Consider the following 21,909-nt stretch of genomic DNA (forward strand, 5'->3'; position numbering starts at 1 on the left):
CTCACTCACACGCCGGCACATCGTCCACGCCGCGAGCGCAACTTTCGCGGCGACTTTGCTGGCGTCGTCGACAGCGAAAGGAGACATGTCCATGGCCGAGCAGAAACTTGTCGATCCTGTCAGCCGCTACCCGAAGCCGCCCTTCAAGAAACAATCGCAGCCATGGCCCGGCCTTGCCGGCAAGATGGAGCCGTGGCCGGACCACGGCGAAACCAGCTACAAGGGTTCCGGTCGGCTGGCCGGCCGCAAGGCACTGATCACGGGCGGCGATTCCGGCATGGGCCGTGCCGCCGCGATTGCCTACGCCCGTGAGGGCGCCGACGTCGCCATCAACTATCTGCCGGCGGAGGAGCCCGACGCGCAGGAGGTGATCGCGCTGATCAAGAAGGAAGGACGTACTGGCCTTGCGATCCCCGGCGACCTCAAGGACGAGGCCTTCTGCAAGGGGCTGGTCGCGCAGGCCGTGCAAGGTCTGGGCGGGCTCGATATCATCGTCAACAACGCGGCGCGGCAGCAGGCGCGCGCCTCGATCCTCGACATCTCGTCGGAGGATTTCGATGCGACCATGAAGACCAACATCTACGCGCCGTTCTGGATCATCAAGGCGGCGCTGCCGCATCTCAAGGCGGGCTCCTGCATCATCGGCACCACGTCGGAGCAGGCCTACGATCCGTCACCGGATCTCTACGATTACGCGCTGACCAAGGCCGCGACCATGAACTACGTGAAGTCGCTGGCGAAGCAGCTCGCCTCGAAGGGCATCCGCGTCAACGGCGTTGCCCCCGGACCGATCTGGACCCCACTCCAGGTCTCCGGCGGCGCTACGATGGAGAAGCTCGAAAAGTTCGGCGGCATGACACCGCTCGGCCGTCCCGGTCAGCCCGCAGAGCTCGCCTCGATCTACGTTCAGCTCGCCGCGGCCGACGCCAGCTATGCGACTGGCCAGGTGTATGGCTCCGCGGGCGGATCGGGACAACCGTAAGGCTGCAGCACGGCAGGAACCATCATTACCACACCGCCGTTACAAAACTGTCATGGAGACCTTTTTAGCAGCCGTGGACTGATGACGCTCGCAACCGTCAAACCAACGCGGATCGATATCGCCATCGCGAACGAGATCGCGGATCATACCAACTCGGAGCTCGAGCAGACTGCGCAGGCGCTGACCTGGGGCGCGGACGAGCATGTGCTCGTTGCTCTTGCCGCTGCAGGCTGGCTTTACACCCGAGCCCGACCTGCGGAAGAGCGCCGTGCAGCCAATCACGTTCTTGCCGTGACGCTCGCGACGGCGGTGCTGCCGCACATCCTGAAATCCGCATTCGACCAGCTCAGGCCGGACCGGCTGACGCTGCGTGGCCATTGGCGCGGCATCCCGTTCTCCGGACGATCGCGCGACGCCTTCCCGTCCGGCCATGCGGTGCATATGGGTGCTCTGGCTTCCGCGGCCGGACTGCTGCCCCCGGTCCCGCGCCGTCTCGTCCGTGCCACGGCCGCAGCTCTGTCGCTGTCGCGGATCGCGCTGCTCGCGCACTGGGCGAGCGACGTCGTCGCCGGCTTTGCCCTCGGCGTCATCATCGAGCGGATGCTGCGGCCGTTGACCTTGACGAAGCGGCGCCGCCGGCCATTCAAGCTTCGGGCCCGGCGATGACCGAATATATTCTGCGCTTCATCATAGGAGGCGTGACCGTGTCCGCTTTCGCAATCCTCGGCGACATGCTCAAGCCGAAGAGTTTCGGCGGCCTCCTCGGCGCCGCGCCATCGGTCGCACTCGCCACACTCGGCATCGCAGTCGTTCAGCACGGCCCGCAATACGCCGCGGCCGAAAGCTGGACCATGATCTACGGTGCGATCGCTCTCGGCTGCTACAGCTTGGCCGTCTGCCATCTCTTGATGAGGTTTCGGCTCGCGGCGCTGACCGCCACCATCATCGCTTTTGCCGTATGGCTTGTGGTCGCGTTCGGCCTGCTCGCGGGTTTTGGAGGGTCCGCGTGATGCCGGTCAAGCTGTCAACCTCGGCGCTCAAGCAGACGCACTGGTACGAATACGGCGTCCGCTTCCTGCTCGGGGGCATCGCAACAGTTTTCACGGGGATCGTTGGCGCACGCTTCGGGATCTCCGTCGGCGGGCTCTTCCTCGCACTTCCCGCCATCTTCTGCGCCAGCGCGACGCTGATCGAAAGCCACGAACGGCGCCGCAAGGAAAAGGCTGGCCTCAGCGGGATGAGGCGCGGACGGCAGGCGGCGGCGCTAGACGCAGCCGGCGCCGGCCTTGGAAGCATCGGCCTTGTAGCGTTCGCCGCCGCCTTCTACGTCATGGTCACGGCAAGCATCGTCGGCGCGTTCGCCACCGCGATCCTGGCCTGGGCCATGGTTTCCGTGTCGGCGTGGTGGCTCAGGCGGAAGCTCCGCATCACCTCGCGTCGCAAGCAATCCCAAGGCTCGGCGCGATCAGCGAGGACCCGCAGCCCCACCCGGTAGCATCAGGAAATTGTACATCTCGGCGGCCGTCTGAAGCTGCTCGATACGGGTCGCGACGACGTCGCGCTCCATGCCATTGGGCAGGCCCGCCATCGCGTGCTCAAGCCGCAGCTTCTGCGCGTCGAGACGCTGTTCGAACGTGTGTGGTTCAGACCGTCTTCGCATTGTCCGCCCTCGGGGGTTGCAAGCCCGGACTGTTGGCCCAGCGCTCGACCTGCTCGATGACTTTCTGATGGCTCGGACGCACCGGCTTCGGCGCTTCGCGCTCCTCGGAAAGCTTGCGGGGTAACCTGACCTCGTCCGTCATGGCTGATCTCCCTCTCCAGGAGAACGCCTTGTCGCGCGAATTGTTTCATCCGCAACGCATTGATTTTATTGAGTATTCCTACTAATTTTGGGATTTTGCGGACTCTTGTGGAACTCGCGCCAAGCTGGTTTGTTGAGTAAACTACTCAATTTGCTCAATTTGCGTGATCGAACCCATGAACGACCTTCGTGCTGAGCGCCTGCAGGTCATGCTCTCGCCGGACGAGCTGGCCGCGGTTGATGATTTCCGGTTCAAGCACCGCATGCCGACGCGCGCCGCAGCGGTTCGCGAACTGCTCAGGTTCGGATTGGCCGCCGCAGACGTCGACGCAATGCCCGGCGTGAAGTCGAGCAGCTTCGGCGTCTTCGGCCGCGGCGCTGACGGCCACACCCAGGGCGATCCAGAAGGCGGCAAGGAAGGCTGATCCAACGCCCTCAAAACAAAACGGCCCCGGCACGGGGCATGCCAGGACCGTCCTTGGAGATTGCTTCCGGCGCAGCGGGGGCATGACAACCGGAAGCAACCTGTCGACTCTTCGTGCGGGGATTGGTTCCTAGCGTAATTACCCGCTCGGTGCGGCGCCGGAATCATCCGGCGTCATGCCGGAGCCGGGCGTCTTGCCGTCGTCGTTCAGCTTGGGATCGCGCGTCGCCTCACGCGACGCCGAACCTTTCGGATCGGTCTTGTGAACGGTCTGCGCGCGCTGCTTGTCGCGCGGCTGCGTCTCGGCGCGCTTGTCCTTGACGATGCCCTGGTCTGAATGCGCCATGATGTCCTCTCGCCTCTCGTAATGTCTCGAGCGAGTACGCGCCGGCCCGGCGAATGTTCCAGCGCGTGGCGAGCAGCGCTAACTGCGCGCTGCGTGGATTGCAGCCGATGCATTTTCCTGGTGCACCTGCCGCACCGTCGTCACTGTCGCGAATGCAACCGAGACGCCAAAGGCGAGAATGAGCGAAAAAAGAGCCAGACGTGGAGCCATCGCAGAACCTCCTTCTGGAAACGATCGATCGTCGGTGAATATCCTGAATTGATCGCTTGCATTCCGTGAGCGGCCTCACACCCAGATTCGCGGAACGACAGCGCTCACGCATCCTGCGTTTTGAGGACGCCGACTTTTACGGGCGGGATTTCGCCGTCCAGCCAGTCCTGCTCGTTCGCCAGCGCCGTCCAGGCATCCGCCATATAACGCTTATGGGCGGGCTGCCCTTCGGCGCGCTCTGCCAGCTGAAGGCAATTGTCGGCGTTGTCTCTGAAAATGTCAGACTGTCTCATGGGCATGATCTGGGGACGGAACTCTCGTCGCGCAACCGCCCTTACCGGACTGTAACGCTCCGGGAACTTCGTACGCCATCTGTCATTGAAGATGCATGAGAATTCTTGTCGCGATCGTCCTGATCGTCTTGGCGCTCAGCAGCACCTCGGCGTCCGCCGACAGTGCCGGCGAGCGAACCGCCGGCGACCGCGCGCCGACCGCAACCGACGTCGTGACCGGCCTCTACGCCTTCAGCCGGTTCCAACAGAGCCTGCTGGAAAGCACCGACCTGAAAGGCAATTCCGAGGTGAAAAACCTCGCCGCCCTGCGCGCCGAAGAGGCCACCAAGCGCGACAAGACCTTGAAGCAGATTCAGGACGCGATCGGGACGGAGCCGCGCCTGGGCAAAACAACGTCTGCGAGCGCAAGCCTCGTCGAACCCGACAACTCGGACGGGCCGATCTACGTCAAGAGTTTCTATGCTGCTCAGATTCCCGAATATGACGCTGCCATCAGCCTGCTCGAGCATTATCTGAAGGCGCCCGACAATGCCGCGCTCGCCGCATTCGCGCGTGAACAGCTCCCGATGCTGCGCGCGCAGGTGAAGGACGCGGCGCGCACCATGGCCGACAAGTAGCCGCCTTATTTCTTGTCTTCGGGATGATGATGCTGCTGACTCTGCGGGCGCACCGTGCGATCGCTCTCGGGCATCCTGTCTCGGCCGGCATCGCCATTGTCGTCCTTGCCGCCCGAGGTCGAGGTGCCGCTGCCGCTCGGGTTCGAGTTGGGTGCAGCACCCGTGGTCTGCGGCTCCGCCTGCGGGTTGGCCGAGCTTGCGGCGGGATCGCCCGTCACGGCCCCGCGTCCGCTGGGCGCGCCGGCCTGCGCGAGGGCCGATCCGGCAGCAAACAATGTCACGACAAAGACGGCACATGCAGCTCTCATGGGCGCGCGCTCCCTGTGTCTTCTGCTGGCTAACCCCAGGGGCCCGTCCTCCGTTCCCTGGGAGCCGGTTTGGGGTCCAATGGGCCCGTTCGACAGCCGCAATTTTCCCGAATCCGAATGGAACCATTGGCGGTCTCGGTCGTTATTGCGGTCGGGCTGAGCAAAGCAGGTTCCAATTCCCAGGCGCCGTAACCTTGGCGCTTGATTTCGAATTTGGCTGACGCTCTATTTTGACTAGTTGCGTCATGCCTGAGATTCGGGCGGCGCCTGCGGGGGGAATAGTATGAGCGACCTCGATTCCGGAACAACGTCCCGCTCCGGTCGTCGCGTCCCAAAGCCAAAACCCAATGGTACGTCGGAGCCGGATTCCCGGCAGGAATTGCTGCTTGCGCTCCAGGCGATGCGCAGCGGCGATTTCTCGGTGCGGATGAGCGGCGACTATCTCGGCATCGACGGCAAGATTGCCGACACTTTTAACGAGATCATCGCCGCCAACCAGCGCATGGCGCAGCAGCTCGAGCTGGTCGGGCAGGTGGTGGGACGCGAGGGCAAGACCCGCCAGCGCGTGAAGTTCGGGCTTGCCTCCGGCTCCTGGGCCGACATGGAAGGCTCCGTCAACACGCTGATCGACGACCTGCTCTGGCCCACACGCGAGGTCACCCGCGCGGTTGCGGCGGTGGCGCAAGGCGACCTGCTCCAGACCGTCAAGCTCGACGTCGACGGCCGTCCGCTCCGCGGCGAATTCTTGCAATCGGCGACCATCGTCAACACCATGATCAAGCAGCTCGGCGTGTTCACCTCGGAGGTGACACGCGTCGCGCGCGAGGTCGGCACCGAAGGCAAGCTCGGCGGCCAGGCCCAGGTGCCGGAAGTGACCGGCGTCTGGAAGGATTTGACCGAGAGCGTCAACTCGATGGCGAACAACCTGACCAACCAGGTTCGCAACATCGCCGAGGTGACGATCGCGGTCGCCAACGGCGATTTGTCCAAGAAGATCACCGTCGACGTCCGCGGCGAGATCCTTCAGCTCAAGGAAGCCATCAATACGATGGTGGACCAGCTCCGCTCCTTCGCCTCCGAAGTGACGCGCGTCGCGCGCGAGGTCGGCACCGACGGCAAGCTCGGCGGCCAGGCCATCGTGCCCGGCGTCGCCGGCACCTGGAAGGATTTGACGGACTCCGTGAATGCGATGTGCGGCAACCTCACCGCACAGGTCCGCAACATCGCCAACGTGACGACGGCCGTGGCGCGCGGCGATTTGTCCCGCAAGATCACCGTGGACGTGCGCGGCGAAATCCTGGAGCTGAAAGACACCATCAACACCATGGTGGACCAGCTCAACTCGTTCGCCTCCGAGGTGACGCGCGTCGCGCGCGAGGTCGGCACCGAAGGCAAGCTCGGCGGCCAGGCCCAGGTGCCCGGCGTCGCCGGCACCTGGAAGGACCTCACCGACAACGTCAACTTCATGGCCTCGAACCTGACCGCCCAGGTCCGCAACATCGCCGACGTCGCCACCGCGATCGCGGGCGGCGACCTGTCGAAAAAAATCACGGTGAACGTCTCGGGCGAGATCCTTCAGCTCAAGGAAACGCTCAACACCATGGTCGACCAGCTCAACGCCTTCGCCGGCGAAGTCACGCGCGTCGCGCGCGAGGTCGGCACCGAAGGCCGGCTCGGCGGTCAGGCCAACGTGCTCGGTGTCGCCGGCACCTGGAAGGACCTGACCGAGAGCGTCAACTCGATGGCGTCGAACCTGACCGCGCAGGTCCGCAACATCGCCGAGGTGACGACGGCAGTCGCCGGCGGCGACTTGTCCAAGAAAATCACCGTGGACGTGCGCGGTGAAATTCTGGAGCTGAAGGACACCATCAACACCATGGTGGACCAGCTCAACGCCTTCGCCGGCGAAGTCACGCGCGTGGCACGCGAAGTCGGCACCGAGGGCAAGCTCGGCGGCCAGGCCGTCGTGCGCGGCGTCGGCGGCACTTGGAAGGACTTGACGGACTCCGTCAACTCGATGGCCTCGAACCTGACCGGTCAGGTCCGCAACATCGCCGAAGTCGCGACCGCGGTCGCCAAGGGCGATTTGTCGAAGAAGATCACCGTGAACGTCTCGGGCGAAATCCTTCAGCTCAAGGAAACGCTCAACACCATGGTCGACCAGCTCAACGCCTTCGCCGGCGAAGTCACGCGCGTCGCCCGTGAGGTCGGCACCGACGGCAAGCTCGGCGGTCAGGCCGACGTGCCCGGCGTCGCCGGCACCTGGAAGGACCTCACCGACAGCGTGAACTCGATGGCGGGCAACCTCACCGCCCAGGTCCGCAACATCGCCGAGGTCGCGACCGCCATCGCCGGCGGCGACCTCTCGCGCAAGATCACGGTGGACGTGCGCGGCGAGATCCTTCAGCTCAAAGACACCCTCAACACGATGGTCGACCAGCTCAACCGCTTCGCGGGCGAGGTCACGCGCGTCGCGCGCGAGGTCGGCACCGAAGGCCGCCTCGGCGGCCAGGCCAACGTGCCCGGCGTTGCCGGCACCTGGAAGGATCTCACCGACAGCGTGAACTCGATGGCCGGCAACCTCACCGCCCAGGTCCGCAACATCGCCGAAGTGACGACCGCCGTGGCGCGCGGAGACCTGTCGCGCAAGATCACCGTGGACGTGAAGGGCGAAATCCTCGAGCTCAAGAACACCATCAACACCATGGTGGACCAGCTCAACGCCTTCGCCGGCGAGGTCACGCGCGTGGCGCGCGAAGTCGGCACCGAAGGCAAGCTCGGCGGCCAGGCCGAGGTGTCCGGCGTCGCCGGCACCTGGAAGGATCTCACCGACAACGTCAACTTCATGGCCTCGAACCTGACCGCGCAGGTCCGCAACATCGCCGAGGTCGCGACCGCGATCGCCGGCGGCGACCTGTCGAAGAAGATCACCGTGGACGTGCGCGGCGAGATCCTTCTCTTGAAGGACACGTTGAACACCATGGTGGAGCAGCTCCGCTCCTTTGCCGCAGAAGTGACGCGCGTCGCCCGCGAGGTCGGCACCGAAGGCCGGCTCGGCGGCCAGGCCGTCGTGCCCGGCGTCGGCGGGACCTGGAAGGACCTCACCGACAACGTCAATTTGCTCGCCGCGAACCTCACCACGCAAGTGCGCAACATCGCCGAAGTCACCACCGCCGTGGCGCGCGGCGACTTGTCCCGCAAGATCACCGTGGACGTGAAGGGCGAAATTCTCGAGCTCAAGAACACCATCAACACCATGGTGGACCAGCTCAACGCCTTCGCCGGCGAGGTCACGCGCGTCGCCCGCGAGGTCGGCACCGAAGGCAAGCTCGGCGGCCAGGCCCAGGTGCCGGGCGTCGCGGGCACCTGGAAGGACCTCACCGACACCGTGAACTTCATGGCGGCGAACCTCACCGAGCAGGTCCGCGGCATCGTCAAGGTGGTGACCGCGGTCGCCAACGGCGATCTGAAGCAGAACCTCACGGTGAAATCGAAGGGCGAAGTGGCGGCACTCGCCGACACCATCAACAACATGACCGAGACGCTCGCGACCTTCGCCGATCAGGTGACGTCGGTGGCGCGCGAGGTCGGCGTCGAGGGCCGGCTCGGTGGCCAGGCCAACGTGCCCGGCGCGGCCGGCACCTGGAAGGACCTCACCGGCAACGTCAACCTCTTGGCGGCCAACCTCACCTCGCAGGTGCGCGCGATCGCCGAGGTCGCGACCGCCGTGACCAAGGGCGACCTGACGCGATCGATCCAGGTCGATGCCCGCGGCGAGGTCGCCGAGCTGAAAGACAACATCAACACGATGATCACGAACCTCCGTCTGACGACGGACGTGAACACCGAGCAGGACTGGCTGAAAACCAACCTGGCCAAATTCACCAACATGCTCCAGGGCCAGCGCGATCTCGCCACGGTCGGCCGGCTGCTGCTGACCGAATTGTCGCCGCTGGTGAACGCCCATACCGGCGTGATCTACCAGGTCCAGAGCGAGGATAGTCCGCAGCTTCTGCTGCTTGCCTCCTATGCCGGCGACGGCGTCTATCCGTATCAGCGCGTGCTGCCGCTCGGTGACGGCTTGATCGGCCAGTGCGCCCTCGACAAGCGCCCGCGCGTGGTCGCGGACATTCCGGCCGACGTGGTTCCGATCAATTCGGCGCTGTTCCGCGTCGCCCCGAAGAACCTCGTAGTGCTGCCGGTGCTGTTCGAGGGCCAGGTCAAGGCGGTGATCGAGCTTGCCTCGCTCACCTCGTTCACGACCTCGCAGATGACGTTCCTGGAGCAGCTCACCGATTCCATCGGCATCCTGCTCAACTCGATCGAAGCGACGATGCAGACCGAGGGCCTGCTCAAGCAGTCGCAGCAGCTCGCCGGCGAGCTCCAGACCCAGCAGCGCGAATTGCAGCAGACCAACGACCAGCTCGAGCAGAAGGCCCAGCAACTTGCCGAACGCAACGTCGAGGTCGAGCGCAAGAACCAGGAAATCGAGCAGGCCCGCCGCGCGCTGGAGGAGAAGGCGACCGAGCTCGCACTGACCTCGAAGTACAAGTCCGAATTCCTCGCCAATATGAGCCACGAGCTGCGCACGCCGCTGAACTCGATCCTGATCCTGGGACAGCAGCTCACCGACAATCCGGACGGCAACCTCTCGGCCAAGCAGGTCGAATTCGCCCGCACCATCCACGGCGCCGGCACCGACCTGCTCAACCTCATCAGCGACATTCTCGATCTCTCCAAGATCGAATCCGGCACGGTGACGGTCGATGCCGAGGAGATCCTGACCGCAAACCTGCTCGAGACCGTCGGCCGGCCGTTCCGACACGAGGCCGAGAACCGCGGCCTGTCGTTCAAGATCGACGTCGACCCGAACCTCGCGCGCAGCATTGTCACCGACTCCAAGCGCCTGCAACAGGTCCTCAAGAACCTGCTCTCCAACGCCTTCAAATTCACCGCCGAAGGCGAAGTGCGCCTGAAGGTCGCCGCCGTGGTCGGCGGCTGGGGCACGGATCATCCGATACTGAACTCCGCACCGGCCGTGATCGCCTTCGAAGTCTCCGACACCGGCATCGGCATTCCCCTGGAGAAGCAGAAGCTGATCTTCGAGGCGTTCCAGCAGGCGGATGCCGGCACCAGCCGCAAATATGGCGGCACCGGTCTCGGCCTTGCCATCAGCCGCGAACTCGCAAGCCTGCTCGGCGGCGAAATCCATCTGCGTAGCGCGCCCGGCAAGGGTTCGTCCTTCACGCTTTATCTGCCGCTGAAATACTCCGGGCCGACGCTCGCGCCGCGCGCTGCGCCCGCGCCGCAAGCATACAATCAGCCGCCGGCGCTGCAGCCGGCGGCAGAGCAGCAGCGCGTCATCGAGCAGCTTCCCGACGACCGGCTCAATCTCGAGCCCGGCGACGCCATCCTTCTCATCGTCGAGGACGATCCGCACTATGCGCGCGTGCTGGTCGATCTTGCCCGCGACAAGGGCTTCAAGGTTCTGGTCGCCGCACAGGGCGCGGAAGCGCTGGAGCTTGCGAAGCAGTATCAGCCCCGCGCCGTCTCGCTCGACGTATTCCTGCCGGACATGCTGGGCTGGACGGTGCTGAGCCAGCTCAAGCACAACCCGCTGACGCGCCACATCCCGGTGCAGATCATCACGCTCGACGAAGACCGCCAGCACGCGTTGGCCCGCGGCGCATTCTCGTTCGTCAGCAAGCCTACGACGACCGAGGGTGTTTCGGCGGCGCTGATGCAGATCAAGGAATATGCGCGGCCGCGGCGCAAGCGGCTCCTGATCGTCGAGGACAACGAGGCCGAGCAGCTCTCGATCCGCGAGTTGCTGCATCACGACGACATCGAGATCGTAACGGCCGATACCGGCGCCGGCGCGCTTTCGATGCTGCGCGAGGTTCCCTGCGATTGCGTGGTGCTCGACCTGCGGCTGCCCGACATGAGCGGCTTCGAGGTGCTGGACCAGATCCGCAACGACGAGGTCCTGTCGAACGTTCCGGTCGTGGTCTTCACCGGCCGCGAACTGTCGGCGGAGGAGGATGCGGAACTCCACACCATGGCGCGCAGCATCGTGGTCAAGGGCGTCGAATCGCCCGAGCGTCTGCTCGACGAAACCGCGCTGTTCCTGCATCGCGTGATCACGGAACTGCCGGTCGAGAAGCAACGCATGCTGGAGAAGCTGAACAGCTCCGACGAGGATCTGATCGGCAAGACCGCCCTGCTCGTCGACGACGACGCCCGCAACATCTTCGCACTGTCGAGCGTGCTGGAACGGCGCGGCATGAAGGTGTTGACGGCGACGACCGGCCGCGAGGCGGTCGCCCTGGTCGAATCCAATCCGAAGATCGCCATCGTGCTGATGGACATCATGATGCCGCAGATGGATGGCTATCAGACCATCGGCGTCATTCGCGAAAATCCGACCTTCGCCCGCCTTCCGATCATCGCGCTGACCGCCAAGGCGATGAAGGGCGACCGCGAGAAATGCCTGGAGGCCGGCGCGTCCGACTACCTCGCCAAACCCGTCAACACCGATCAATTGCTGCTTGCGATCCGCATGTGGCTGCACCGATGAGTTCGGATCCGCGAATGGACCACGAAAAGGTCAACATTCTCCTCGTCGACGACCAGCCGGCCAAGCTGCTCGCCTATGAGGTGATCCTGAAGGATCTCGGTGAGAACCTCGTGGTCGCCTCGTCCGGTCGCGAGGCGCTGGAGGTGCTGCTCAGGACCGAGGTCGCGGTGATCCTGGTCGACGTCTGCATGCCCGAGCTCGACGGCTTCGAGCTTGCCGCGATGATCCGCGAGCATCCGCGCTTCCAGAAGACCGCGATGATCTTCATCTCGGCGATCCAGGTCAGCGACATCGACCGCCTGCGCGGCTACGAGATGGGTGCAGTCGACTACGTGCCGGTGCCGGTGGTGCCGGAGGTGCTGCGCGCCAAGGTCAAGGTATTTGCGGAGCTCTACCGCAAGACGCGCGAGCTCGAACGGCTGAACCAGGATCTCGAGGACCGCGTGCGCGCGCGCACGGCGGAGCTGGAGAATTCCACCGCAAAGCTGCGCGAGAGCGAGCAGCGGCGCAGCATGGCGATTGCCGCCGGCAAGATGGGCTCCTGGGACTGGGACTGGATTACCGGCGACTGGATGTGGGACGAGGGGCAGTATCGCATCTTTGGCGTTGGCCCGGAGAGCTTCGATGTGAACCCGGCCAACGTTCAGGCGCTGTTGCATCCTGATGACGTCGATCAGTTGCGCAAGGCGATTGCCGAATTCAACAAGGGCACGCGCGCCTATGAAACGGAGTTCCGCATCGTGCGGCCCGACGGCGAGGTGCGCTGGTGCGTCGGCACGGCCGCTGCCACCGCCGACGATAGCGGTCGAGTTGTGCGCGTCAGCGGTGTTACCGTCGACATCACCGAGCGCAAACGCGCGGAAGAGAGACAAAATCTGCTGGCGCGCGAAGTGGATCACCGCGCCAAGAATGCGCTGGCGCTGGCGCAGTCGATCGTGCGCCTCACCCGTGCCGACGAGGTCAAGGCCTACGTCAACGCGGTTGAGGGGCGCATCAATGCTCTGGCGCGCGTGCACACGATCCTGTCGCTATCGAGCTGGCAGGGTGCAGAGCTCTCCAGGCTGATCGACGAAGAGCTTGCGCCCTACTCGCTCGGTGGCCAGATCAAGCTGGCGGGACCGGAGGTTCAGTTGCTGCCGACGACCGCCCAGACGCTGGCGCTGGCGCTGCACGAGCTCTTCACCAACTCGGCGAAGTATGGCGCGCTCTCGACGCGGTCGGGGCGGCTCGCGATCGGCTGGCAAGTCGAGGACGACCAGCTCACGTTGACCTGGGATGAAACCGGCGGTCCGCTGGTGAAGACGCCGAAATCCCGTGGCTTCGGCACACGGAGCCTGCTTGCCAGCGTCGAATCGCAGCTTGGCGGACAGGCGGAATTCGACTGGCGCGCCGAAGGCCTGTTGTGCCGCCTCGGTGTGCCGCTGACCCGGAGGACCGCAGCGCCGGCGGCCGCGAGCAAGTTCGATACGGCTCCTTCCGAAGCCCTTCAGCGGGCTTCCGGCTAGCGCGACGTGACGACTCTCATGCGCGGCATCGGCTGCGGTTCGACGGCGACACGTCCTTCCAGCCAGGCTTCCGTTTGCGCGAGATCGCGTAGTGCCCTTGCATAACGGCGGGCCGCACTGCGCTCGGCGCCGCGCGGCAGCTTGCGCGCCTTGCGCAGCATGTCCGCGGCCGCGTTACGATAGGCCAGCGAACGATAGAGAAAGACAACCTTGCCCATATCGAATGTTCCCATGTTGACGACATTCATCCTCGCAAGATCGGCATGAACGCTGGATGAAAGCCGGGAAAGACAAATCTTCATGGAAAGGGAACCAACGGCCGCCGAGCGCGTTTGCATGCCACACCGCGAGGCGGTTCCATGCGTGCGAAAAAGTCGCCGAGCCTCATCTCTCCGACCGGAATCATCAAGCTGATGACACATGCGATGATGGGCGCAGCCCTCGGCCTCATCTTCGGGCTCGCGCTCGTCCTGTCGAATCCTGCGGTCGCAAATTTGCTGAACCATGGCGGAGATTCGGCCGCTGCCGTTTTCGTGGTCACGCTGGTGACGACGTTCGCGATCGGCGCGACCCTCACGGGGGTGGTGTTCATCATTACCGAGAACAAGGAATTTTGAAGCGCACGTGAATCACACGGAGCGGTTCGTCCGGAACTCCTGCACCGAATGACGGTTGGCTGCCTGCGTCAATTCAACTCAGGGAGTTCCCGCGATGAAAACCACCAAGCTCGCTCTCGCCGTGATGCTGGCAACCGGCCTCGCCGCCGCCCCGTTCGCCGCGCAGGCAAAGTCGGACAAGACGAAACACGGATCCTCAACCTCGTCTTCGCAGACGACGGGCGCGAACACGAAATCCAAGGGCGCCGATCCCTCCGGCCAAGGCGGCTCCGGTCCCGGCTCCGATCAGGGCGGCACCATGACGAACAACAACAGCAAGGGCATGAAGAGCAGCAAGTGAGCTTGGCCGATCAGGCAGTCGATGGCCCCGCGATGGGCGCGGGGCCATCTTGCCTTGGTGCGCAATCGGGATGTGCTCTGCGCCGCATCGCCAGCTCATCGCGGCTGACGCGTTTTCAAATCTTCGATGGGCGAGTATCCGGTTCCGCGGCTTTCCGCGCGCTTTGGCTGCGTCGGATATGAGGGTGTTATCGTCCCGCGGCATTCGCCTTCACGAGATGCTCGAGCTGCGCGCGCTTGCGTGCGATCAGGAGCTGGGTTGCAGCATCATCGAGGCCCTCGCGCTGCAACTGCCGGATGGCGGAGCCGAGTTCGAGAATCTCGGCACGCAGTCTTAGAATCCGGTACGCGTCCGGGTCTTCCTCCACCGCGCGCCCCCAAGCTTTCAGCGGCGCGCAATCACGCGCAGGGGATGATCTGATGACTTCCCGGGGCGAAGACGCACCCGGTCACGGACGTTAGGCAGGACGTCGCCGCCGCCCGCCGCCTTCCATTCGCCGATCAGCAGGTTGATTTTCCGGCGCAGATCCATCTGCGCCAGGGCCTTTTCTGTGCAGTCGCGATCGCGATCGACGAGGTCGCGCACGGACACCTCGATGTCGGCCATTTCGAGCCTCAAGGCGCTGATTTTGCGTCGAATTTCATTAATTCTGTTGTCCATGGCTTGTTAGAACAAAATAAGAACATATAGTCAAGTCACGATTTCAGAATGGAGAGGTCCGATGCAGATTCAAGGTAAAGCCAAATTCGACGCCAGGGTTTTCCTCACGGAGCAGATGACGCGGACGCAGGGGCTGAAGCTGAAGCGGCTGAGTGACGAGGCGTATCAGCCCACACAATACGATCGACATCTGTCGTTCGCGGAAGCCGCGCGGCGCATCCAAGTGCTCGAGGCGGAGATCGAACTGGCTAACTCGTTCTGAGACGCGCGCCGCGCGTCTGGAACATTGCGTAAGCAATACGGTTCTTTCTCCGGGCCAAGGAGAGAGGCGATGGCACGCAAGGCAAAGAAGCGCCGTTACTCACGCAGCTCCGGCGGTGATGTCGAGCGCGAGATGCGCCGCTACAAGAAGGGTAGCGCGAAAAGCGGACCGGGCGGACGCGGCGGACGTGTGAAGAGCCGCAAACAGGCGATCGCGATTGGACTGTCCAAGGCCCGCAAGAAGGGCAAGAAGGTGCCGAAGAAGGCGTCGAAGCGGAAGACAGCCAAGAAGAAGACGGCCAAGAAGACGACAAAGAAAACCCGGAAGAGCTCGAAGCGCAAATCCAGCAAACGGTGACGCCGACCGGCGTCAGATCATGCTGCCCGGCATGAAACAGCGGATCGAGATTCCGAACGTCGTCTTGACCGGCCACACCATGGTGCGGCCGGCACGGTTCGGCTCGGTTATCACCGCCTCGTCCGGTACCTCGACCCACTGGCCGTCGAGTCGTACACGATAGTGTCCGTCGTGCGATTCCCAATCGGGATCGGATACAGCAAAGCCATCTGCATCCGAGCAACACGGCCCGAGATGGCTGCGCAAACCGTCGAACCATGGTTTCAGGGGGGAGTTGGCGTAACGGCCATCGTCGCGCCCCAACGCGCTTCCAGCCGTCAGCACGATCGGCGCCATGAGCAGCGCACACCTCAGCGAGAGCTTCAATCGATCCATGTCGGCACCGATCAAATGCGAACATCCGGTTCCACAAGCGAGCCGGAGGCTCGAAAGTTCCACGCCTGCAATTCGGCCTGGCGGCTTCATTGCCGCCAAGCCCGCCGCACGTCAGGCCCAACTGTGACCAGCGAACGCGGCTTTTTCGGACGAACCCGTCACCATTGCTGCCGTTAACGAGAATGTTATCGGCTGCCTGTGGGTATCTTCCGAACGCGCACGAAAAAGGCGGCCTGTTGGCCGCCTTTTGAATTCCTCGTCGAGCGCGAGACTTACACCAGCGGCACCGCGACGAACCGGGTCGCCTCCGCGCTCTTCACCTGCAACAGCACGCTGTTCTTGCCGGACGACCTCGCCTGCGCCAGTTCCGAGCGGACGTCGCCGACATTGGCAACGGCCTTGCCGCCGACATTGAGGATGACGTCGCCGGTCTGGATGCCGCGCTGCGCGGCCGGTCCCTGCGGATCGACCTCGGTAACCACGACGCCCTTCTGTCCCGCGCCCTGGATGTCGCCGGCCGGCGCCAGGCTGAGGCCGAGCCGCGGCGTGCCGGCGTTCGGCTGCACCTTGTCTTGGTCAGACTTCGCCTGACGCTCGTTCGGCAACTCGCCGAGCGCCAGTGTGACCGTCTTGCTATCGGCCTTGTGGAGGAGATCGAGCTTTACGGACGTGCCCGGCGCCAGGGTGGCAATGGTGCGGGCGAGATCGCGGGAGTCCTTGACCGCCGTGCCGTTGACGGCGGTGATGACGTCGCCGGCCTCGATGCCGGCCTTCGCCGCCGGGCTGCCGTCCTGCGGATTGTCGACGATCGCGCCGCGCGCCTCCTTCAGGCCGAGGCTGTCGGCGATCTCGGAGGTCACCGGCTGCACCTGCACGCCGAGCCAGCCGCGCGTGACCGCGCCCTTGTCCTTCAACTGCGCGATGACGAGCTTCGCGGTCGAGGCCGGAATGTCGAAGCCGATGCCGACCGAGCCGCCGGACGGCGAGAAGATTGCGGTGTTCACGCCGATCACGTTGCCGCTCATGTCGAACGCCGGACCGCCGGAATTGCCCTTGTTGATCGGCGCGTCGATCTGGAGGAAGTCGTCATAGGGACCGTTGCCGATGTCGCGGCCGCTGGCCGAGACGATGCCGGCGGTCACGGTGCCGCCAAGGCCGAACGGATTGCCGACCGCAACCACCCAGTCGCCGATGCGCGGCTTCTGGTCGGAGAATTCGACGAACGGAAAATCCTTCTTGCCCTCGACCTTGATCAGCGCGAGATCGGTCTTCGGATCGGTGCCGACCACCTTCGCGGTGTAGATCGAGCCGTCGTCCATCGTCACCTGCACCGACTCGGCGTGATCGACGACGTGATTGTTGGTCACGGCATAGCCGTCGGCTGAGATGAAGAATCCGGAGCCCTCGCCGGTGATGATCTGGTGGCGCTGGCGCGGCGTGCCGTTCATGTCGCCCGGACCACGGAAGCCGAACTGCCGCGAGAACTGGTCGAACGGCGAATCCTCATCCGGGTCCATCCGCTTCTGTTGCAGCATCGCGCCCTTGTCGTTGTCCTGGTCGATTTTGACCCGCACCGAGATGACGGCGGGTTTGACCTTGCTGACGAGGTCGCCGAAGCCGGGTGGCGTGGCGGCCATTGTCGCAGCCTGCGCCGGCGCGATGAAGGAGGCCATGCCGAGCGGCGAAGAGCCGTGAGAGGCAGCCAGCACGGCAACACCAAGCGCTGCTACGGTGCCGAGCAACGCCAGCCGGCGCGGCTTCAAGATAGTGCGGGACGAGGTGGTGTCGGAATTGACGCGATCGTTCATGTCGGAATGTCCATGTTGGGTAAGTCGCCTTGGACCCAACATGGACATCGTCGCCTTACGGCGTCCCGTCCGTCCGGTTAAATCTTGGCAAAGAAGGCGCAGGCCCGAGGCAATGGATGAACTCCGTCAGAGGCCGTCACGACTCGAACGGTATCCGCTGAAGCATCTCGGGTGCGAATCCGATCCGTACAGTCTGTCGGCCACACGGCCCAGCACGATCGAAGCCGGTGCACCGCCTCACGCCGCGACCGGAGCCTCCCATCCCGGGGCCGCGTCTTCTTCACGTTGCGCATTGCACGCGTCGAAATGCGCTTTCAGGGCTGTCTCGGCGAGATATTCGAAATGTTCGGCCTGACCAAGGAGTTGCCAGTTCTGGAGCGGCCGGTAGGCCGCCTGCTGACGACAGAGGGACGCCAGCGCCCGGTAGCGACGTACGTTCTCCATGAAAAACCTCCCTCGCAGACACAGAGCTTATGTCCCGATTTGCGTCAGGCCGATGGCGGTCATGCAAAACATTTTCTGCGCGCGTAGCCCGTCTCGCCAAGGTTAACTTTCAGGAAACGCGCACGCGTGCCTTGGTTCCTATTCGTGAACCCGACCGCGGAACTCGTTGGGCTGGCTAGGCGTAGCGGCGGCGTTCGACGTCGATGCCGACCAGATCGAGATACCGTTCGATCGGTTCCGGCCACGGAGAAAAGTCGCGCTCTGCCGCAACCGCCAGTTTGGCACAGCGGCGCGCGATGCCTCCGTGAACTACCGGGTGCGCACGTTCTCACTGACGCGCATCGTCCCTGCTGAACTATGTTGCAGCTTCGGAACCCCTGCCCACGTCCGCAGCAGCGCGGATGGCCGCGATGTTAGCTGCATAATCGGCGCTGCACTTGCCGCGAAATACGGCCGATCCTGCCACGAGGGTATCGGCGCCCGCGGCGGCCACGGCGGCGGCATTGTCGCTCGTGACGCCGCCATCAACCTCGAGCCGGACCGGCCGGTCGCCGATCATGCTGCGAATGCGCCTGATCTTCTCGATCTGGGAGTCGAGGAAGGACTGGCCGCCGAAGCCGGGGTTGACCGTCATCACCAGCACGAGATCGAGACGATCGAGCACGTATTCGATCGCGTTTTCCGGGGTTGCCGGGCACAGGCTGACGCCCGCCTTCTTGCCGAGCGCACGGATGGCCTGGAGCGAGCGGTCAAGATGCGGGCCGGCCTCGGCATGAACGGTGATAACGTCGGCGCCGGCTTTGGCGAATGCTTCCAGATAGGGATCGGTCGGCGCGATCATCAGATGCACGTCGAAGATCCTCTTGGTCAACGGTCGGATCGCCTTGATCACGTCAGCGCCATAACTGATGTTCGGGACGAAGTGTCCGTCCATGACGTCGCAATGGATCCAGTCGGCGCCGGCCGCATCGATCGCCGCGATCTCTTCGCCGAGACGCGCGAAGTCCGCCGCCAGGATCGAAGGGGCGATGATGATCTCTCTGCTCATGGCTTTGTTCCTGGCTTTGCACTCCGCGCATCGGCCCCGCCGCTGAAGACGCGGCTGGCGAGTACGTCCGCTGGATCGATGGTCTCGAGATCGGCGACATCGAGCATGCGGTCGAGATCCGACACCAGGCGATCGGCCTGCCGCAAACGCATGCGGTCGACCGCATTGCGGATCGAGCGCGCATTCGAAAAGAACGGCTGGGTCCGGCGCAGCGCGATGTATGTCTCGAACGCCTCGCGCGCCGCCGCCGAGAAGCGATAGCCGCGCTCTTTGAGCATCAGCTCGGCGATGACGAGCAACTCGGCTTCCGCATAGTCCGGAAACTCAACATGGTGAGCGATGCGCGAGCGAAAGCCGGGATTGGAGGCGAAGAAGCTCGTCATCCGCTCGCCATAGCCGGCTAGGATCACGACGAGGTCCTCGCGCTGGTTCTCCATCACCTGGAGCAGAATCTCGATCGCCTCCTGGCCGTAGTCGCGCTCGTTGTCCGGGCGATGCAGATAGTAGGCCTCGTCGATGAACAGCACGCCGCCCATCGCTTTCTTCAATATCTCCTTGGTCTTCGGCGCGGTGTGACCGATATACTGTCCCACGAGATCGTCGCGCGTCACCGAGATCACCTGCCCGCGCCGCACGAAACCGAGGCCGTGCAGGATTTTTGCCATGCGCAACGCCACGGTGGTCTTGCCGGTGCCGGGATTGCCGGTGAACGACATGTGCAGCGTCGGCGGCGCCGACGCCAGACCCGCGCGCTGCCGGATGCGCTCGATCAGCAGGAGCGAGGCGATCTGGCGCACGCGGTCCTTTACCGGCCTCAATCCGATCAGCTCCTGCTCGAGCTGTTGCAGCGTATCGGTGATCCCAGCCTCTTCGGCCTCCTTGCGGAGATCGAAACTGGTCTCGCCGGGCCCGGTGGTCATTGCGTGGGGAACATCCAGCATCGGCACCTCGAAGAAAAGGGCTTCGCCGCAGGGGAGCGGCGAAGCAGTGGTCCGCCAAGGAAACGGAGCAGGGAGTGCTCCGCGCGGAGGAGAACGGCTTAAGTTGACGCGTGCGCGGGCTGCCGGCGCACAGTGGTGTAGCGGATGGCGCGGCCGCCGACCTCCTGCCGTACCAGGTCGAACTCGGCTTCCTGCGGCGGCCGGTTGACGAGGAACGAGATCCGCACCGATTCCCAGCCATGGCTGGAATCGAAGCCGCTGATGCGGATGTAGCGGTCGCCATACACCCTACGGCATTCGGTGAGCTCCATCATGACGCCGGCGGCGTCCTGAAGATCGAACATCGGCAGGCCCCACATCTCCCAATAGGTGTTGCGGGGATGCGGATCGTCGGTGAACTCGATGTTCACCGCCCAGCCATTGGTCAGGCAATACTGCACCTGCTTGGTGATCTGATCGTCGGTGAGATCGGGCAGGAACGAGAAGCAGCCTTGGGTCAACTTCATGTCAAATCTCCTTAGACGGTTTCGAGCGCGGTCGGCACGAAGTCCGGCGTGTCGGTGGATTCATAGTTGAAGGTGACGTCCTTCCAGACCTCGAGCGCGGCCTTGAGCGGCGTGCAGGTCTCGGCCGCTCTGGCCAGGATCTCCGGACCTTCATGGACGTAATCGCGGCCCTCGTTGCGGGCGAGAATCATCGCTTCCAGCGCCACGCGGTTGGCGATCGCACCCGCAGCGATCCCCATGGGATGGCCGATGGTGCCGCCGCCGAATTGCAGCACGACGTCCTCGCCGAGCAGATCGAGCAATTGGTGCATCTGGCCGGCATGGATGCCGCCGGAGGCGACCGGCATCATCTTGTTGAGGCTCGCCCAGGACTGGTCGAAGAACAGGCCATGCTCGAGCCTGGTCGGGTTAAAGTCCTCGCGGCAGACGTCGTAATAGCCGCGCGTGGTGTTGGGATCGCCTTCGAGCTTGCCGACCACCGTGCCGGCGTGAATATGGTCGACACCGGCGAGCCGCATCCATTTGGCGATGACGCGGAAAGACACGCCATGGCTCTTCTGCCGCGTGTAGGTCGAGTGCCCCGCGCGATGCAGATGCAGGATCATGTCGTTGCGCCGCGCCCACTTCGCCATGGACTGAATCGCGGTGTACCCGATCACGAGATCGATCATGACGATGCAGGATCCGAGCTCTTTGGCGAACTCCGCACGCTCGTACATGTCCTCCATCGTGCCGGCGGTGATGTTCAGGTACGTGCCCTTCACCTCGCCCGAGGCCGCCTGCGCCCGGTTCACCGCCTCCATGCAGTAGAGGAAGCGGTCGCGCCAGTGCATGAAGGGCTGCGAGTTGATGTTCTCGTCATCCTTGGTGAAATCGAGCCCGCCCTTCAGCGCCTCGTACACCACGCGGCCGTAGTTGCGCCCGGAGAGACCGAGCTTCGGCTTCACAGTCGCACCAAGCAGCGGCCGGCCGAACTTGTCGAGCCGCTCGCGTTCGACCACGATGCCGGTCGCCGGCCCCTGGAACGTCTTCACATAGGCGACTGGAAAACGCATGTCCTCCAGCCGCAGCGCCTTCAGTGGCTTGAAGCCGAACACGTTGCCGATGATCGAGGCCGACAGGTTGGCGATCGAGCCCGGCTCGAACAGGTCGAGATCATAGGCGATGTAGGCGAAATAGGAGCCCGGCGTGCCCGGCACCGGATCGACGCGATAGCATTTGGCGCGATACTTTTCCGCCGCCGTGAGGCGATCGGTCCACACCACCGTCCAGGTCGCGGTCGAGGATTCGCCGGCGACCGCGGCCGAGGCTTCGATCGGGTCGACACCCTCTTGCGGCGTGACCCGGAACAGCGCGATCACGTCGGTGTCCTTTGGCGTGTAGTCGGGCTCCCAATAGCCCATGCGCTTGTATTCCATCACACCGGAGCGATATCTTTCCTTGCCGCGGACGGTTCCTGCATGTGCATTCATGGCTCTCTCCTGCTCT

At 64.1% G+C, this 21,909-nt stretch carries 26 protein-coding genes and 1 pseudogene; 12 read left to right on the forward strand and 15 right to left on the reverse strand.

Annotated features, from left to right (window positions below; all coding sequences use genetic code 11):
• The first annotated feature begins 91 nt into the window (after positions 1-91).
• The 4 genes from QSV46_RS14830 to QSV46_RS14845 all read left to right on the forward strand — a co-directional run bounded on the left by QSV46_RS14830 (position 92) and on the right by QSV46_RS14845 (position 2,477).
• A complete protein-coding gene (locus QSV46_RS14830) occupies positions 92-982 on the forward strand; it encodes an SDR family oxidoreductase (RefSeq protein WP_314952284.1) in 891 nt (296 codons plus the stop codon).
• Positions 983-1,063: 81 nt separating this feature from the next.
• The gene (locus tag QSV46_RS14835; protein ID WP_314952286.1) at positions 1,064-1,648 is read left to right on the forward strand and encodes a phosphatase PAP2 family protein; all 585 of its coding nucleotides are present in this window, start codon (positions 1,064-1,066) and stop codon (positions 1,646-1,648) included.
• Positions 1,645-1,992, forward strand: a complete 348-nt coding sequence (locus QSV46_RS14840; RefSeq protein ID WP_314952288.1) for a DUF3147 family protein — start codon at positions 1,645-1,647, stop codon at positions 1,990-1,992. Before QSV46_RS14835 ends, QSV46_RS14840 begins: the two co-directional genes overlap by 4 nt.
• Positions 1,992-2,477, forward strand: a complete 486-nt coding sequence (locus QSV46_RS14845) for a hypothetical protein (RefSeq protein ID WP_314952290.1) — start codon at positions 1,992-1,994, stop codon at positions 2,475-2,477. Before QSV46_RS14840 ends, QSV46_RS14845 begins: the two co-directional genes overlap by 1 nt.
• Here the strand turns inward: QSV46_RS14845 and QSV46_RS14850 are convergent.
• Both QSV46_RS14850 and QSV46_RS14855 read right to left on the reverse strand, forming a co-directional pair.
• Positions 2,448-2,642 carry a hypothetical protein gene (locus QSV46_RS14850; protein WP_314952291.1) on the reverse strand — a complete coding sequence of 65 codons (195 nt, stop codon included), beginning with the start codon at positions 2,640-2,642 and terminating at the stop codon, positions 2,448-2,450. The two genes, QSV46_RS14845 and QSV46_RS14850, sit on opposite strands and share 30 nt — an antisense overlap.
• Positions 2,626-2,784 carry a hypothetical protein gene (locus QSV46_RS14855; protein ID WP_314952292.1) on the reverse strand — a complete coding sequence of 53 codons (159 nt, stop codon included), beginning with the start codon at positions 2,782-2,784 and terminating at the stop codon, positions 2,626-2,628. The genes QSV46_RS14850 and QSV46_RS14855 overlap by 17 nt, the downstream gene beginning before the upstream one ends.
• A gap of 175 nt (positions 2,785-2,959) precedes the next feature.
• On the opposite strand from QSV46_RS14855, the gene QSV46_RS14860 reads away from it, so the two are divergent.
• Positions 2,960-3,208, forward strand: coding sequence for a hypothetical protein (locus tag QSV46_RS14860; RefSeq protein WP_314952295.1), 249 nt, complete (start codon positions 2,960-2,962; stop codon positions 3,206-3,208).
• A 138-nt stretch (positions 3,209-3,346) separates the two neighbouring features.
• Here the strand turns inward: QSV46_RS14860 and QSV46_RS14865 are convergent, their stop codons facing one another.
• Both QSV46_RS14865 and QSV46_RS14870 read right to left on the reverse strand, forming a co-directional pair.
• Positions 3,347-3,553 carry a hypothetical protein gene (locus tag QSV46_RS14865; RefSeq protein WP_314952296.1) on the reverse strand — a complete coding sequence of 69 codons (207 nt, stop codon included), beginning with the start codon at positions 3,551-3,553 and terminating at the stop codon, positions 3,347-3,349.
• Between the two features lie 314 nt (positions 3,554-3,867).
• Complete coding sequence (locus tag QSV46_RS14870) at positions 3,868-4,056, reverse strand: hypothetical protein (protein ID WP_314952299.1); 189 nt, start codon at positions 4,054-4,056, stop codon at positions 3,868-3,870.
• Positions 4,057-4,151: 95 nt separating this feature from the next.
• On the opposite strand from QSV46_RS14870, the gene QSV46_RS14875 reads away from it, so the two are divergent.
• Positions 4,152-4,673 (forward strand): DUF4142 domain-containing protein, encoded by a 522-nt coding sequence (locus QSV46_RS14875; protein ID WP_314952302.1) that lies wholly within the window; start codon positions 4,152-4,154, stop codon positions 4,671-4,673.
• 5 nt (positions 4,674-4,678) lie between these two features.
• Here QSV46_RS14875 and QSV46_RS14880 read toward each other — a convergent pair whose 3' ends face one another.
• On the reverse strand, positions 4,679-4,981 hold the full coding sequence (locus tag QSV46_RS14880; protein WP_314952305.1) for a hypothetical protein: 303 nt from the start codon (positions 4,979-4,981) through the stop codon (positions 4,679-4,681).
• Between the two features lie 283 nt (positions 4,982-5,264).
• Between QSV46_RS14880 and QSV46_RS14885 the strand changes: the two genes are divergently transcribed.
• Complete coding sequence (locus QSV46_RS14885; RefSeq protein WP_314952307.1) at positions 5,265-11,558, forward strand: HAMP domain-containing protein; 6,294 nt, start codon at positions 5,265-5,267, stop codon at positions 11,556-11,558.
• A 14-nt stretch (positions 11,559-11,572) separates the two neighbouring features.
• On the forward strand, positions 11,573-13,063 hold the full coding sequence (locus QSV46_RS14890; protein WP_314952310.1) for an HWE histidine kinase domain-containing protein: 1,491 nt from the start codon (positions 11,573-11,575) through the stop codon (positions 13,061-13,063).
• Here QSV46_RS14890 and QSV46_RS14895 read toward each other — a convergent pair.
• Entirely contained in the window at positions 13,060-13,401 is a 342-nt protein-coding gene (locus QSV46_RS14895) for a hypothetical protein (protein ID WP_314952313.1), read from the reverse strand. The two genes, QSV46_RS14890 and QSV46_RS14895, sit on opposite strands and share 4 nt — an antisense overlap.
• Before the next feature lie 21 nt (positions 13,402-13,422).
• On the opposite strand from QSV46_RS14895, the gene QSV46_RS14900 reads away from it, so the two are divergent.
• Together QSV46_RS14900 and QSV46_RS14905 are read left to right on the forward strand one after the other, a co-directional pair.
• Entirely contained in the window at positions 13,423-13,680 is a 258-nt protein-coding gene (locus tag QSV46_RS14900; RefSeq protein WP_314952316.1) for a hypothetical protein, read from the forward strand.
• Positions 13,681-13,774: 94 nt separating this feature from the next.
• Positions 13,775-14,020, forward strand: coding sequence for a hypothetical protein (locus tag QSV46_RS14905; protein ID WP_314952318.1), 246 nt, complete (start codon positions 13,775-13,777; stop codon positions 14,018-14,020).
• 187 nt (positions 14,021-14,207) lie between these two features.
• Here QSV46_RS14905 and QSV46_RS14910 read toward each other — a convergent pair whose 3' ends face one another.
• Together QSV46_RS14910 and QSV46_RS14915 are read right to left on the reverse strand one after the other, a co-directional pair.
• Positions 14,208-14,387, reverse strand: a complete 180-nt coding sequence (locus QSV46_RS14910; protein ID WP_314952321.1) for a hypothetical protein — start codon at positions 14,385-14,387, stop codon at positions 14,208-14,210.
• A gap of 17 nt (positions 14,388-14,404) precedes the next feature.
• On the reverse strand, positions 14,405-14,626 hold the full coding sequence (locus tag QSV46_RS14915; RefSeq protein ID WP_314952322.1) for a hypothetical protein: 222 nt from the start codon (positions 14,624-14,626) through the stop codon (positions 14,405-14,407).
• Between the two features lie 115 nt (positions 14,627-14,741).
• On the opposite strand from QSV46_RS14915, the gene QSV46_RS14920 reads away from it, so the two are divergent.
• Entirely contained in the window at positions 14,742-14,942 is a 201-nt protein-coding gene (locus QSV46_RS14920; protein ID WP_314952323.1) for a DUF3072 domain-containing protein, read from the forward strand.
• A gap of 69 nt (positions 14,943-15,011) precedes the next feature.
• Positions 15,012-15,299 carry a DUF6496 domain-containing protein gene (locus QSV46_RS14925; protein WP_314952324.1) on the forward strand — a complete coding sequence of 96 codons (288 nt, stop codon included), beginning with the start codon at positions 15,012-15,014 and terminating at the stop codon, positions 15,297-15,299.
• Positions 15,300-15,311: 12 nt separating this feature from the next.
• Here the strand turns inward: QSV46_RS14925 and QSV46_RS14930 are convergent, their stop codons facing one another.
• The 7 genes and pseudogenes from QSV46_RS14930 to QSV46_RS14960 all read right to left on the reverse strand — a co-directional run bounded on the left by QSV46_RS14930 (position 15,312) and on the right by QSV46_RS14960 (position 21,893).
• Entirely contained in the window at positions 15,312-15,674 is a 363-nt protein-coding gene (locus QSV46_RS14930; RefSeq protein ID WP_314952327.1) for a hypothetical protein, read from the reverse strand.
• A gap of 272 nt (positions 15,675-15,946) precedes the next feature.
• Positions 15,947-17,482 carry a Do family serine endopeptidase gene (locus tag QSV46_RS14935; RefSeq protein WP_314952330.1) on the reverse strand — a complete coding sequence of 512 codons (1,536 nt, stop codon included), beginning with the start codon at positions 17,480-17,482 and terminating at the stop codon, positions 15,947-15,949.
• Between the two features lie 237 nt (positions 17,483-17,719).
• Positions 17,720-17,926 carry a hypothetical protein gene (locus QSV46_RS14940; RefSeq protein WP_314952333.1) on the reverse strand — a complete coding sequence of 69 codons (207 nt, stop codon included), beginning with the start codon at positions 17,924-17,926 and terminating at the stop codon, positions 17,720-17,722.
• A 309-nt stretch (positions 17,927-18,235) separates the two neighbouring features.
• Positions 18,236-18,974, reverse strand: a pseudogene (gene rpe / locus QSV46_RS14945) (ribulose-phosphate 3-epimerase).
• Positions 18,971-19,915: a CbbX protein gene (gene cbbX / locus QSV46_RS14950; RefSeq protein WP_314952340.1), complete on the reverse strand. Its 945-nt coding sequence runs from the start codon at positions 19,913-19,915 to the stop codon at positions 18,971-18,973. The pseudogene rpe and the gene cbbX overlap by 4 nt, the downstream one beginning before the upstream one ends.
• A 98-nt stretch (positions 19,916-20,013) precedes the next feature.
• Positions 20,014-20,421: a ribulose bisphosphate carboxylase small subunit gene (locus tag QSV46_RS14955; RefSeq protein ID WP_314952343.1), complete on the reverse strand. Its 408-nt coding sequence runs from the start codon at positions 20,419-20,421 to the stop codon at positions 20,014-20,016.
• A gap of 11 nt (positions 20,422-20,432) precedes the next feature.
• Positions 20,433-21,893 carry a form I ribulose bisphosphate carboxylase large subunit gene (locus tag QSV46_RS14960; protein WP_314952346.1) on the reverse strand — a complete coding sequence of 487 codons (1,461 nt, stop codon included), beginning with the start codon at positions 21,891-21,893 and terminating at the stop codon, positions 20,433-20,435.
• Positions 21,894-21,909 lie beyond the last annotated feature (16 nt).

The sequence above is a fragment of the Bradyrhizobium cosmicum genome (assembly GCF_032290525.1).
GTDB lineage: Bacteria > Pseudomonadota > Alphaproteobacteria > Rhizobiales > Xanthobacteraceae > Bradyrhizobium > Bradyrhizobium cosmicum_A.